This window comes from Neobacillus sp. GCM10027624 (genome assembly GCF_042675345.1).
Taxonomy (GTDB): Bacteria; Bacillota; Bacilli; order Bacillales; family Cytobacillaceae; genus Neobacillus; species Neobacillus cucumis_D.
Genome location: NZ_JBHTHD010000003.1, coordinates 654963 through 668093 on the forward strand (window position 1 = coordinate 654963; position 13131 = coordinate 668093).

At 40.4% G+C, this 13131-nt stretch carries 12 protein-coding genes; 11 read left to right on the top strand and 1 reads right to left on the bottom strand.

Going from position 1 to position 13131, the window contains the following annotated elements:
• Positions 1–41 precede the first annotated feature (41 nt).
• The 8 genes from ACFQZ9_RS08190 (at position 42) to ACFQZ9_RS08225 (ending at position 9316) form a co-directional block, all read left to right on the top strand.
• A complete protein-coding gene (locus ACFQZ9_RS08190; protein ID WP_498943177.1) occupies positions 42–1502 on the top strand; it encodes a 4-hydroxyphenylacetate 3-hydroxylase family protein in 1461 nt (486 codons plus the stop codon).
• A gap of 24 nt (positions 1503–1526) precedes the next feature.
• On the top strand, positions 1527–2069 hold the full coding sequence (locus tag ACFQZ9_RS08195; RefSeq protein WP_498943179.1) for an FAD synthetase family protein: 543 nt from the start codon (positions 1527–1529) through the stop codon (positions 2067–2069).
• A 45-nt stretch (positions 2070–2114) separates the two neighbouring features.
• Positions 2115–2546, top strand: a complete 432-nt coding sequence (locus ACFQZ9_RS08200) for a RidA family protein (protein ID WP_133333661.1) — start codon at positions 2115–2117, stop codon at positions 2544–2546.
• An 84-nt stretch (positions 2547–2630) separates the two neighbouring features.
• Positions 2631–3308 carry a DUF1028 domain-containing protein gene (locus ACFQZ9_RS08205; RefSeq protein ID WP_498943181.1) on the top strand — a complete coding sequence of 226 codons (678 nt, stop codon included), beginning with the start codon at positions 2631–2633 and terminating at the stop codon, positions 3306–3308.
• 41 nt (positions 3309–3349) lie between these two features.
• Positions 3350–4591 (top strand): Zn-dependent hydrolase, encoded by a 1242-nt coding sequence (locus ACFQZ9_RS08210; protein WP_498943183.1) that lies wholly within the window; start codon positions 3350–3352, stop codon positions 4589–4591.
• Positions 4592–4664: 73 nt separating this feature from the next.
• The gene (gene nhaC / locus ACFQZ9_RS08215) at positions 4665–6104 is read left to right on the top strand and encodes a Na+/H+ antiporter NhaC (protein ID WP_498943185.1); all 1440 of its coding nucleotides are present in this window, start codon (positions 4665–4667) and stop codon (positions 6102–6104) included.
• A gap of 269 nt (positions 6105–6373) precedes the next feature.
• Positions 6374–7750: an aminotransferase family protein gene (locus ACFQZ9_RS08220; RefSeq protein WP_498943187.1), complete on the top strand. Its 1377-nt coding sequence runs from the start codon at positions 6374–6376 to the stop codon at positions 7748–7750.
• 84 nt (positions 7751–7834) lie between these two features.
• Positions 7835–9316, top strand: coding sequence for an aldehyde dehydrogenase family protein (locus ACFQZ9_RS08225; protein WP_498943188.1), 1482 nt, complete (start codon positions 7835–7837; stop codon positions 9314–9316).
• A 60-nt stretch (positions 9317–9376) separates the two neighbouring features.
• Here the strand turns inward: ACFQZ9_RS08225 and ACFQZ9_RS08230 are convergent, their stop codons facing one another.
• A complete protein-coding gene (locus ACFQZ9_RS08230) occupies positions 9377–10420 on the bottom strand; it encodes a C39 family peptidase (RefSeq protein WP_498943190.1) in 1044 nt (347 codons plus the stop codon).
• Between the two features lie 170 nt (positions 10421–10590).
• On the opposite strand from ACFQZ9_RS08230, the gene ACFQZ9_RS08235 reads away from it, so the two are divergent.
• From ACFQZ9_RS08235 to ACFQZ9_RS08245, 3 genes are read left to right on the top strand one after another with little or no spacing between them, the layout of a single operon-like run.
• The gene (locus ACFQZ9_RS08235; protein WP_498943192.1) at positions 10591–11163 is read left to right on the top strand and encodes a hypothetical protein; all 573 of its coding nucleotides are present in this window, start codon (positions 10591–10593) and stop codon (positions 11161–11163) included.
• Positions 11164–11179: 16 nt separating this feature from the next.
• A complete protein-coding gene (locus ACFQZ9_RS08240) occupies positions 11180–12232 on the top strand; it encodes an XdhC family protein (protein WP_498943194.1) in 1053 nt (350 codons plus the stop codon).
• Positions 12225–12836: a nucleotidyltransferase family protein gene (locus tag ACFQZ9_RS08245; RefSeq protein ID WP_498943196.1), complete on the top strand. Its 612-nt coding sequence runs from the start codon at positions 12225–12227 to the stop codon at positions 12834–12836. Before ACFQZ9_RS08240 ends, ACFQZ9_RS08245 begins: the two co-directional genes overlap by 8 nt.
• Positions 12837–13131 lie beyond the last annotated feature (295 nt).

The window sequence follows — 13131 nt, forward strand, 5'->3', positions numbered from 1 at the left end:
ATAATCTATTAAATTTATGAAAATATGGAGGAGGATTTTAGATGGCGTTAATGACAGGGAAGCAATACCGGGATTCATTAAATGACGGAAGGGAAGTTTATATCGATGGGGAAAAGGTCAAAAATGTCGCTGAACACCCCGCATTTAAACCAATCGTGGATGTTAAAGCCAGGATGTATGATCTTAATCATGAGGTAAAATATGCTGACAAAGTAAAAACCGTATTGCCGGATGGAGAGGAAATCTGCAGGGGCTACAAAACACCTGAAACGAAAGAAGACTTGGCAGCGATTCGTACGTATGTCGAAACGGTCTTAGATGATCTTGGCGGTGTAGTTTACCGGGTGGGGGATGAGACAATTGGAGAAATGTGGTCCTTATATGATGCTCAAGATAAGTTAAATGAAATCGACCCTGCTTATGCAAGAAATATTAAGTACCATGTGGACCGGGTGGCAAGGGAGGACTTGTTCCATGTATCGGCCAATACCGATCCAAAGGGTGACCGCAGTAAGTTGTTCAGCGGTAAAGATGGAGGAACATTGCTCCATGTGGTGGAAGAAAACGACAGAGGAATTGTTGTAAAGGGAGCAAAATTTGAAACCGCTGCAGCATATGCTCACCAAGCCTTTGTTAAACCAACAATCTTAGATTGGGAAGCCGGGCAGGAGGCAATGGCACCATTTGCGTGTGGATTTATCTGCGACATGGGGTCACCAGGACTAAAACATATCTGCCGTTCTTCACTTGGGACAGGGAAAAATCCAGCAGATTATCCTGTATCTACTAAATTTGAAGAGATTGATACATTACTAATCTTTGATAATGTCCTGATCCCATGGGAAAATGTGTTGTTCCACCGTTCCTTACAATCGGCTGCCTACATTCGCTCCACCTTACATCGCTATTCTGCCTTTAACTACACCCTTAGGGTTTTACGGAGAGCAGATTATTTACTAGGTGCAGCTCTATTGAATGTCGAACAAACTGGGTTGACAAAGCTTCAGGCAGTAAAGGAAAAAATCGCTCAATTAATTACGTATCGTGAAGGAATTAATGCACATCTAACAGCAGCCGTTGCCAATGCGGAACGCAGCCCTGGCGGTTTGATGATGCCGAATCAATCCTTGCTGTATACAGGAAGAATTTTTGCCCTGACGAATTTCCCGGCAATGGCTCACTTGACGAGAGAGTTAGTTGGTGGACAGCTGGCTGTCACACCTGATACGACTACAATGTCGGATCCGGCAATTATTGATTATATCGATCGTTATTATTCAGTAGGAGAATGGTCAGCAGAGGATCGTGGGAAATTACTTTATTTTGCTCGGGATTTGCTCAATTCTTCTTACGCAGGCCATAAGGTGACATTTGAGTTATTTGCTCAAAGTCCGCCATTTGCCCAATATATGGCTGCTTACAGTAGCTTTGATGCAGAGCCAATGCGTGAATTGGTACGAAAAGCAGCGAATCTTAATCCAAAAACATCACTTACCGTTTAAGAATAATGGAAGGGAGCGGTACAATTGCAAACATTTTTTGATGGAGCTTTACAGCTTTCGGCATCGGTACTCACCATTGGGGCGCTCGATGGAGTGCATAAAGGACATCAAGCATTAATTAAAACCGCAAAGGGGAGGGCAATTGAGTTAGGGGTTCCATTAGTTGTGTACACATTTGACCCGCCGCCAAGGGTTTATTTTAAAAATGCGATGCTGCTCTCCTCTCTGTCTGAGAAATTGTTGAAGCTTCAATCTCTTGGAGTAGACCTTTGTATCATTGCTCCCTTCAATGAACACTACATGACAAAGGAAGTAAGTTCGTTTATTGAGGAAATTGGCGAACTTAATCCAGTGGAAATTTGGGAAGGACCTGATTTTCATTTTGCAAAAAATCGTGAAGGAAATATTTCTACTTTACAGAAATATTTTTCCGTAAAGATCACAGAGTCACTGCGCTGTCCATCGGGAGAAATTATTTCCTCGACCAGAATACGCAGTCTTATAAAAGAAAATAAGCGGGTTCAGGCTGAACAACTTTTGGGCTGGAACCATGCCGCGTCGTTTTAATGGAGAATCACTATATTTTGATTAAATAAAAAGGAGAAGTGGAAAATGACACACGAAAGATTTCGAAAATTTGAAACGAATAATTTTTATCCAACTAGCTTTGGAGAAGAGTCCCATCACGTAGCTAATGAATTTTGTATGGTAGTGCGTGCCGGCAATCATATTTATATGAGGGGCCAGACTGGTTTTGACTTAGAAGGGAATTTCCATGGCATTGATAATGTAATTGAACAAACAGAAAATGCATGCCGCTGCATTAAAAAGCTTTTAGAAGAAGCAGGGGGGGAAATGACAGATATTTGTAAAATTACTACTTATTTAACGGATCGTTCCTATCGCAAGGATGCTTATAGTGTAATTGCGAAGCATTTTAAAGGGGTTTACCCTGTCAGCACAGGTCTTGTTGTGAACGGACTTGCGCTTCCGGAAATGCTGGTAGAGATTGATGTCGAAGCAGTTATCAGTGATGAGGGATAAAGATTATTGTTAAAAAATCATGGTGCAGCAGTAATTAGGCAAGGTTTTAGCTCTGCTGCCCATTCTTAAAGAGGAGGAAGAGGTTTGACGTTTTCTGTAGCAGGCCGCTGTTCAAAAACCGGTGCCCTTGGTGCGATTGTGACATCCAGCAGTCCAGCAGTCGGTGCACGATGCCCTTGGATAAAATCAAATATAGGCATTGTTCTCACCCAAAATGTAACCGATCCTAGATTAGCAGATGTCGGATTTTCAACAATAGAAAATGGATATAATGCTGAGTCTGCCATTAGGACGATGATAGCAGCGTCTGATTTTCCTGAGTACCGGCAATTAGCCGTAGTAGATGCGAAAGGTCAAGCAGCGGTATTTACTGGGGAAAAAGCACTTGGCGTCCATGGGGATTATTTCACAGATAATGTTGCTTGTATTGGAAATCTATTAAGTGATCCAACTATTCCGGAAGCAATGGGCAGATATTTTAATCAACATGGTGGGCAGTCTTTGGAAGAGAGATTGATCTCAACGATTGAAGTTGGTTTTGAAATGGGTGGAGAATTAGATCAAGAACATTCAATCGCATTATTAATCTACCATCCTGATACTCCGTTTGCCTATATTGACCTCCGGGTTGATTATAGTGAAGATCCTTTTGGTGACTTAAAGAAGCTTTGGGAGATTTACGGTCCGCAGGCTGAAAGCTATAAGGTAAGAGCGATTCGGCCTGACGATGCCCCATCCTATGGGGTAAAGGGGGATGAGTAATTTTTATCTATTTTGTATAAGAGTAGGGAAGTGACAAATCCATGCAAATTCATCTCGAAAGATTACTTGCTGATATCGAAACCTATGGAAAGTTTGGTGCAAATCAATATGGTGGTATAACAAGGCCAAGTTTTTCAAAGGAAGATCAAGAAGTTCGGAATCGATTCATTCAAGAACTTCTTGATTTGGGCTTAACCGTAACAATTGATGGTGCAGCAAATATTTGGGGGAAATGGGAAGGGAACGGGAGAAAAAAAGGAAGTATTGTCATCGGATCCCACTTAGATTCAGTGCCAAATGGCGGAAAATATGATGGTCCACTGGGAACGCTTGTTGCAAAAGAAATTGTACGAACCTTGATTGAAAATGGGATCCGTTTGGACCATGATCTTGAGATTGTATCTTTTACTGCCGAAGAATCCAATGATTTTCACTTATCAACATTTGGAAGCCGTGCATTTGCTGGTAAATTATCGGCTGTGGAATTGGAGCATGTTATAGATTCAAAGGGAAATCACCTTAAATATGAGCTGGTTAAGGTTGGAGGAGATCTGGAAAGGTTTCCGCAAATGAAGGAATTGGCAGAGGAAAAAAAGGCCTTTATTGAACTTCATATTGAGCAGGGGCAGCGGCTTGAACACCAAAATATTTCAGCTGCGGTGATTGATAAGGTTGTAGGGATGTATCGCAGTAAGGTTACTGTTACCGGAGAGACAAATCATTCGGGTACAACGATGATGCAACACCGAAGGGATGCCCTGGCGGCGGCAGCAGAAATGGTTCTTGAAGTAGAATTTCTTTGTAATAAAGATGAAACAGATCTAGTTGGTACTGTCGGTAGAATGCAAGTATTTCCTAATGCAACGAATATTGTCCCCGGTGAAGTTGTTTTTACCTTTGAAATTAGAGGAGAATCTATAGAAAAGATTGATGAAATGGTCCGCAAGATCCAAGAAGAATGGAAGGAAATTGCCAAGAGAAGGCAGGTTCAACTCCAGGAAGATATTTTTTTAAAGCAAGCTCCGATTACTTTGGATTCAGAGGTGGTTCGAATCCTTCAAAAAACCGCACAAGAAATGAGTGAGCCCTTTTTGACATTGGCAAGTATGGCTGTTCATGATGCCGCACAAATGGCAACGGTTACAAAATCGGCGATGATTTTTGTCAAAAGTATCGGTGGGAAAAGTCATTGTCCAGCGGAGTATAGTGTTCCCAAGGATATCGAGAGGGCTGGAAATCTTATGTTGAAAGGAATTTTGAATTTGGACCGAGAACTTATTTAGTTGGCATAGTTGTTAATTTGAATTTGAATAGGTCTATAGGATGACTTTACCATTCGTTAAGGAGAGTGATGGAATGAAACATGAAAAAGCCGTAAATGAATTACCTTCCGTATGGATGGCGCTCATCCCGATTGTTTTTATGGGAGCCTCCCTTGCACTGGGAATTGGTGTGTACAGTGCTGATCCGCATGTACCTCTTTTGTTGAGTACTGTGGTCGCGGTAATGGTTGCCTTGAAGTTGGGACATTCTTGGAAATCCATTGAAGAGGATATTTCAAAAACAATTGCTGTATCCATTAAAGCCTTGCTTATCTTAGTGATCATCGGAGCATTTATTGGCGCTTGGATGGCTGCTGGAATTGTTCCTTCAATGATTTATTACGGGATTGGCATTCTATCGCCCACCTACTTCTTAGTTTCAGCCTGTATAATCTCTGTGTTAGTAAGTATGGCTGGGAATGCTTGGTTCGCCGCCGGGACGATTGGCGTTGCCTTAATGGGGATTGGCCAAGGATTAGGTATTCCGTTACCAATGGTAGCAGGAGCGGTTGTTTCTGGAGTGTATTTTGGGGATAAAATGAGTCCTTTATCAGACGTAACCAATTTTACTTCAGCGGTAGTAGGAGTAGACCTCTTTGAACATATTCGGAACCTCATGAACACCACTGTTCCTACACTGATCATTTCACTTTTGTTATATACATTGTTGGGGCTTAAATTTCATGGGGAGCATGCAGATTTGTCCATGGCGGCAAATGTTCAAAATATCTTATCGGAACATTTTACCATTTCTCCATGGCTATTATCGCCTCTAATCTTTATCTTTTTAATTTTCGCATTAAAGATTCCTGCAATCCCAGGTTTATCCGTCGGTGTGATCATCGGAGCCATCATTGCTATATTTGTTCAAGATATTTCTTTGGGTGATATGCTTTCCATCATGAATAACGGTTTTTCCACTGAGACAGGAAACAATGTTACGGACGAACTGCTGAATCAAGGCGGGATTCAAAGTATGATGTATACGGTTTCATTGATCCTTATTGCTTTATCTTTTGGCGCAACGCTTGAAAAGGCAAGGGTTCTAGAAGCCATCTTAGGCGGAATGCTTAGAAAGATTAAAAGGACAGGAAGCCTAATTGGGGCAACAGCTGCGACGTGCATTACATCCAATATTGTTGGCTGCGACCAGTTTATGTCTGTCGTGATTCCGGGTCGGATGTATTTAAATGAATATAAGAAACGAGGTTTCCACCCGAAATTGCTCGGACGGACTTTAGAAGATTGCGGGACTGTAACTGCCTGTCTTCTTCCTTGGACAACATGCGGGATCTTTATGTTCTCTGTCCTGAAAGTTTCAGCCTTAGACTATGCACCATATGCCTTTTTCTGCTACATCAGCACCCTAGTCGCCATCACCTATGGCTACCTCAACATAAGAATCAACCGCCAGCCAGCCGAAGAACAAAAAATCACCATCGATAAAACAGAAAACTCAACCGTTACCACCTAACTTTTTTTGGTGACATTTTTGGTGACAGGCACCATTCGTGGACAAATCGCCATTTTTGTCCGTATGGGGTGGACATTTATTGGAATAAATTTATTGACAATTATCTAAATATTTCGTACATTTTATATATGGAAAAATTCCTTAATAGTTCCGTAAGTTGTTAGCTCCATATTTAAATTGGTAATAGATTTTAAGAGTTTGATACCTAGATGAGCAGCTAATGTAAAAACCTAATAGATGAATTAATTAATTTTAGGAGGTAAGTACCCATGGTAAGTCCACAAATAGTTTCTCAAATTGAAAAGTTAATTGAAGCAGATAAGCGGCATTATTTACACCCAACAACAGTGCCGAGCTTGTTCCAAAAGAATGGTCCGAAAATCATTTTCCAGGAAGGAAAAGGGATCCGTGTTACCGATATTAAGGGAGACACCTATATCGATGGTGTATCGATGCTTTGGAATGTCAATTTAGGACATGGAAATCAGGAGCTTGCACAAGCTGCCTATGATCAAATGAGCTCCATTGCATACAGCTCGTCTTTTTATGGTTATACAAACCCAAATGCGGTTCGCTTAGCAGAAAAAGTAGTTTCCCTCGCTCCTGGAGATCTATCAGCCGTTTTCTTTACATCCGGAGGCTCCGAATCAAACGATACAGCCTTTAAGCTGGCGAGATTCTATTGGAATTTAAAAGGACGTCCTAATAAGAAGAAAATTATCTCAATTACCCGCAGCTACCATGGTGCAACGGTTTCAGCAGGTACTGCAACCGGAATAGATGCCTTCCACAATTTTGCCGGTTCAAGGGATATTGACATTATCAATGCGAGGGGCCATGTAACCAATTGCGAATTGGGCGATAAGACCGATCCGAATTATGTAGGCTGTATTCGTGACACCATCGAAAAACTTGGTTCTGAAAACATTGCAGCCGTCATTCTTGAACCAATTCAAGGGGCAGGCGGGGTTCATGTTTCACCGGATGGTTATTTAAAAGCGGTAAAAGACTTATGCCAAGCGAATGATATTTTATTAATCGCTGATGAAGTTATTTGTGGCTTTGGCCGTACCGGTAAGTGGTTCGGTATGGATAACTGGAATGTTGTTCCGGATATTATGAGTGTCGCAAAAGGGATTACAAGCGGCTATGCCCAATTAGGCGGAGTTTTGGTGAATCAAGAAATTCGGGACACCATTGTGGAATATGATCAAATTTTAGGGCACGGATTTACATATAGCGGACATCCGACTGCCTGTGCTGTAGCTTTGAAAAATATCGAAATTTTTGAACGCGACAACCTTCTTGAAAATGTAAACAATATGGAGACTGTACTGAAAAAGGGATTTGCATATCTGGCAGATAAGCATCAGCATTTCACTAAATCAAGAGCAGTTGGCCTTCTTGCTGGTTTTGACCTGCAGGCTGACCGTGACAGCGATACACCTTTCGAACAATCAATCCGCGCTGCAGCTTTTGTGGTTGAACATTGTTTTAACAATAAATTAATTCTGCGGGCTGCTGATTTTGAGGAAGGAAAAAATATTGTTGCGATTGCACCTCCGCTCATTATTAATAAGGAAGAAGTAGAAGAGATAATCAGTATTGTAGATGATGCTCTAACTGCTTTTGAAAGAACACTTTAATTTTAAGAACAATAACAGGTCAGCTGATAGCCATGGAAGTGGGCTTCCTGACCTGTTTATTTACATAGATTAGGAGGAATTTAAGTGCCAAATCAACTATTAAAAATAAGCAGTAAAGTCACTGAGTTTTTAAAAGGGATAAAAAGACTATATATAAATGGTGAATTTGTAGAATCCTTTTCTTCTAAAAAATTTGAAACCTATAATCCTGCCACGGGAGAGGTTTTAGCAACTGTCTATGAAGCGGGTAGAGAAGATATTAATCTTGCAGTCAAAGCGGCCAAGACCGCTTTTGAACTGGGACCCTGGTCGAAAATGTCAGCCGCGGAAAGGGCAAGATTAATTTATAAATTGGCGGATTTGATAGAGGAACACCAAGAAGAATTGGCCCAAATAGATACAATTGACAATGGGAAACCGATTCATGAAACGCGAGCAGTCGACCTTCCAGGGACGATTGAGCAGTTTCGATATTTTGCGGGTTGGGCGACAAAGGTAATGGGACAAACCATCCCTGTTTCCGGTCCATTTTTAAACTATACTCGTCATGAACCGGTTGGAGTGGTAGGGCAGATTATTCCTTGGAACTATCCCATCAATATGGTCTCTTGGAAAGTGGCTCCTGCTTTAGCTGCCGGATGTACGATCGTATTAAAGCCAGCTGAACAGACGCCACTATCAGCCCTTTATTTTGCAGAGCTTGTTGAAAAAGCTGGTTTCCCACCAGGTGTCATCAATATTGTCCCAGGATTCGGTGCGATTGCCGGGAACGCGATTGTCGAGCATCCAGATGTTAATAAAATTTCGTTTACAGGTTCAACGGCGATTGGAAAGCAAATTATGAAAAAAGCAGCTGATACGATGAAGCGGTTGACACTTGAACTTGGTGGAAAGTCCCCTAATATTATCCTCCCGGATGCTGACCTTTCTAAAGCAATACCTGGTGTGTTTAACGGGATTATGTTTAATCAAGGAGAAGTCTGCAGTGCGGGTTCACGCGTATATGTTCATCGGAATCAGTTTGATGAAGTGGTAACCGGAATGGTTGAATTGGCGAAAAAGGTTAAGCTTGGGAACGGGTTGGAGGAAGAAACGTCAATGGGGCCGCTCGTATCAAAAAGGCAGCAGGAACGAGTTTTTGAATATATTAATACAGGTATTCAAGAAGGGGCAAAAGTGGTGTCAGGTGGCGGAAAATCTGATATAGGGTATTTTATTGAGCCAACCATCTTTGTAAATGTTGAAGAAAACATGACGATTGCCAAAGAAGAAATCTTTGGTCCAGTTGTCGTCGTCATGGCTTACGATACGGTTAAAGAAGTCATTGAACGAGCGAATAATTCACCATATGGATTAGGTGCAGGCGTCTGGACAGAAAACGTTAAAACGGCACACAAAATCGCGGGCCAACTAAAATCAGGCAGCGTTTGGATCAACTGCTACGACGCCATCGACCCCGCCTCCCCATTTGGAGGGTACAAACAATCCGGATTCGGCCGGGACCTAAGCGCCTACGCACTAGAAAGCTACACAGAAATCAAAAGCGTCTGGGTCAACTTGGAGTAGATTAATAACATTCGACAAAAATCGGGTGGTGCCTGGCACCACCCGATTTTTGTCGAACGATCATTTTGGGGCTACCATCATTGCATGGCTCCCTAATGCTTTGTAGCTGGAGAAAAACTTTTTGCTGTCGTATTTGACATGTCCTTTTAGGGGGTTCATGACATATACATATTTATCGTCGTATCCATTAAGGACAACGGCATGCAGGTTCACGGGGGCATGGAAATATTTTTTGGTTCCGCTCAGATACCAGCCGTATTTAATTTTAGGTTTACTTAAATCTAATGTGACCCAAATGACTACAGGGACGCCTTTATCCAATTGATCAAGCATCACATCTTTTTTTCGGCCGCTTAAATCTTTTGCTATGTATTTTCCCTTTACTTTCTTTAAATAAATGTTCGAAGCTTTAACAATCGGTGGCGCATAAGAAAAAAAGCCATGTCGGGATCTTGGGTTCCCGGCAAAATACTTGTAGGGATCAGGACCATAACGTTTTCCGTTTTTGAAATAAAAAGGCTTTTTGGGCAAATATTGATCTGACATTTTCGTTTTCGAGACATTGTAATGGTAATAATTTAATACAGCTGTAAGGGAAGAAATTTCACAGCCATTCGGTAATTGGGGTTTTTGCCTAAGAGATTTTACAGGAATATATACCTTTTTAACATAAAAGCGCCCATTTGATAAATACTTATATTTTTTTATGTAAGAAAATACCCGATTGGTCTGCCTGATGTCACTATTGGCTGTTTTCACTTCAATTAAAAACTCTTTACTGCTAACTTTAAAGGGCAGTATGGCCTTTAATTGTTTCAGTATATATTTAGAGCCAATGGGCAGAGGTTTTGATACAGCTTTTCCCTGATTATTGGTTGATAAGACTTGAACTACCTTTTTCGTGTTAACATCAAACAGCTGGTATTGAGTATTTTTAATCGGTTTCTTTGTACCCTCGTCTGTATTGATAATTGTGATCGTTCCTTCAGTCACTACATTTGGTTGATTAGGGTCTGCCTCTGCATAAACTCGGTCAAATGAGAAACACATCATGACCGGAAAAATCAAAAAGAAAAATAGAATCTTCGTTATACGTTTTATCATTAAAAAATACCTCACTACTAGTTTAAAGTGTTGAATTATTCCTTCGCTCTCCTAATTATTCCATATTTATCTTGTAAACTCAAAAACTTCATTTCTACATATATTGTTTTTTTAAAATCCTTCATATTTTTATCCATTGAGGCATTACCTAAAAAAAGGGGGTGCTAACATTGAAAAAACAACCAGGGAACCTTCCGCCCTTTGTAAATGTCCAATCCCGAATCGACGGTTATTCGAGAACGAAAAAATTAGTCTTAGGCTCTATCCTTGCGGCTTTTGCCACCATTTTTCAATCGGCCGGTATTTTTGTCGGGATTGGATATGCTTTTAGTATTTTAGCCACTATGCCCATCGTTCTTTCCGCAATGATTTCAATTCATCTTGGCATAATGTCGTATTTCTTAACCATCTTGCTGCTTCTCATTCTTCAGCCCAGTGAATTATTCGTTTTTCCATTCACCACAGGTCTTTTAGGATTGTCATTAGGAATAGCCTTCAGATGGTGGGAAAATTGGATTGCTATTACCTTTTTTGGCGGAGTCTCATTAGCCGCTGGGATCCTATTTCTACTATATATCGTTAAATTTCCTGTTTTAGGTCCTTCTGTTTCCCATACAATCTATATTCCAGTGGTTTTCTTGATCTTGTTGTTTTCCTTGTTCTACAGCATGATTTGGATGGGGGTGAGCAAAAAGATTTTTGAACTCCTGTTTAAAACCAGGAATAAAAGAACAGGTCTTTAAAAAAGGGGGAATGCAAATGTCTCGCTTACTAGAATTTCGAACCATCTTTCAATCCATTAAACAGGCATGGGAGATGAAAAAAAAGACTGCCATTGTCATGCTAATTGGTGTCAATGGGTCTGCTTACCGGCTTCCGGGTACAAAAATGATGATGACAACCGATGGAGAAATGAACGGTACGATAAGCGGTGGATGCTTGGAAAACGATCTTTTTGCCTATGCTGAACGAGCTTTGAAAGAAAATACTGCACTAATCAAGAATTATGATTTAAGTGAAAAAGAAATATGGACTTTAGGAATTGGCTGCAAAGGTTCATTAGAAATTCTTATTCTTCCGGTTCAGGAGGAGGACCTATTTTGGAAGACGACGGAGCAGTTCCTCCAAAAGAATAAAGAATTTTCTTTTATCCTTGAGGTTCCAACGGGTGTAAAGGCGATAATAGCAAAAAATGGTGAAATGGTTGAAACGAAGGGTTCACTGCCTCATAAAGTCTATGAACAGGCATTAACAAGTATGAAATCACAGAGACGTGCTGAAATTATGGAAGTGGGAGGCCGACGCTTTGTCATCGATATCATTCGTTCAAGTCAACGGCTTATCATTGCTGGTGCCGGTAAAGATGCAATTCCGGTTGCAGACCTGGCAGCAAAAACCGGTTTTACAGTTACTGTATTAGACCCACGCAGCGAATTTAATAACAAACGCTATTTTCCAAATGTTGTACATATTACCGAAGATCCCGAATCCCTTAATCCGGCGGATGTCAGTGACGCCTGGTGGGTCATTATGAATCATTTGCAAGTTCGAGATGAAGCCGTACTCCTGCTCGCATTAAAAAGTAATCCAAAATATATCGGTGTTTTGGGTCCCGTATCAAGGACGAAGGAGATGCTTGAAAACTTAGGTGAAAATCTGCCCGTTTTGGACAAAATTCATGCCCCGGTAGGTTTAGATATTGGAGCTGAAACAATGGAGGAAGTTGCAGTTAGTATCGTTTCTGAACTTATGATGGTGCGGTCAATGAAATCTGGTACATCATTGCAAGGAAAAATGAAGATTCATGCCTAAAATAGGAGCCATTATTTTGGCTGCAGGAATGTCCAGTAGAATGGGGAACCCCAAGCTATTGCTGCCTTTAAAGGGAAAACCGCTTTTTCGGTACTCGATTGAACTTACTAAAAGGCAACAGCTTCATCCAGTCGTATTTATTGGAGGGGAATATCTGGAAGCTTTTCAAACAAGTGCAGCAGATTTAGATGGAATAGAATATATCAAAAATAATAATTACATGCAGGGGATGTCTACTTCTCTAAAATTAGGAATTGAAAAAATTAAGGGTCGAGTGGATGCCGCATTTATTTTTTTAGCCGATCAACCCCTTGTTCCGGATTTAGTTGTTCAATCATTAATTCAAGATTATAAAAAGGAAAGGCAAAAAGGAATCAGGATTGTCAGGCCTCAATATAATGAGTATCTTGGTCATCCTATCTTAATTGGCAGCAGTTTATTTTCAGAATTTCTCGATTTAAAGGGCGATCAAGGTGGAAAAGAAATTATCCAAAAATATAATGTCTATACAAAGATTCAGGTTTTTGAGTCATCATTTTGGGGGATGGATATTGATACGGCTAAGGATTATAAAAAAGCAATTTCTATCAGTAATGAAATTTAAAATGACGCTCCAACATTTTTCCGTTTTGAAAAATGAATTCTATTTACCTACATTGTCTTAAAATAATTTGTTAGACGTAAACCTGTTTAAACGCAGGTTTTTTCTTTTGCCTCTCAAAAGAGAATTTAATAAAAAACAGTAGTCTGAGATTTGTTTTATATATAAAACGGAGTTTGTGTCTACAAATAAATTTTATAATCGACGGTTTTAAATGTCAATGAGGAATTCTGAAAAATACAAAGATTACATAGTTATTCATCAAATAATTAATAATTTAAGAGTTTTGTATATAAAA

Excerpts from the sequence above, each read along its gene's own strand:
- ACFQZ9_RS08190 (WP_498943177.1), top strand. The coding sequence starts at position 42 with ATGGCGTTAATGACAGGGAAGCAATACCGGGATTCATTAAATGACGGA.
- ACFQZ9_RS08200 (WP_133333661.1), top strand. The coding sequence starts at position 2,115 with ATGACACACGAAAGATTTCGAAAATTTGAAACGAATAATTTTTATCCA.
- ACFQZ9_RS08210 (WP_498943183.1), top strand. The coding sequence starts at position 3,350 with ATGCAAATTCATCTCGAAAGATTACTTGCTGATATCGAAACCTATGGA.
- nhaC (WP_498943185.1), top strand. The coding sequence starts at position 4,665 with ATGAAACATGAAAAAGCCGTAAATGAATTACCTTCCGTATGGATGGCG.
- ACFQZ9_RS08220 (WP_498943187.1), top strand. The coding sequence starts at position 6,374 with ATGGTAAGTCCACAAATAGTTTCTCAAATTGAAAAGTTAATTGAAGCA.
- ACFQZ9_RS08230 (WP_498943190.1), bottom strand. The coding sequence starts at position 10,420 with ATGATAAAACGTATAACGAAGATTCTATTTTTCTTTTTGATTTTTCCG.
- ACFQZ9_RS08240 (WP_498943194.1), top strand. The coding sequence starts at position 11,180 with ATGTCTCGCTTACTAGAATTTCGAACCATCTTTCAATCCATTAAACAG.
- ACFQZ9_RS08245 (WP_498943196.1), top strand. The coding sequence starts at position 12,225 with ATGCCTAAAATAGGAGCCATTATTTTGGCTGCAGGAATGTCCAGTAGA.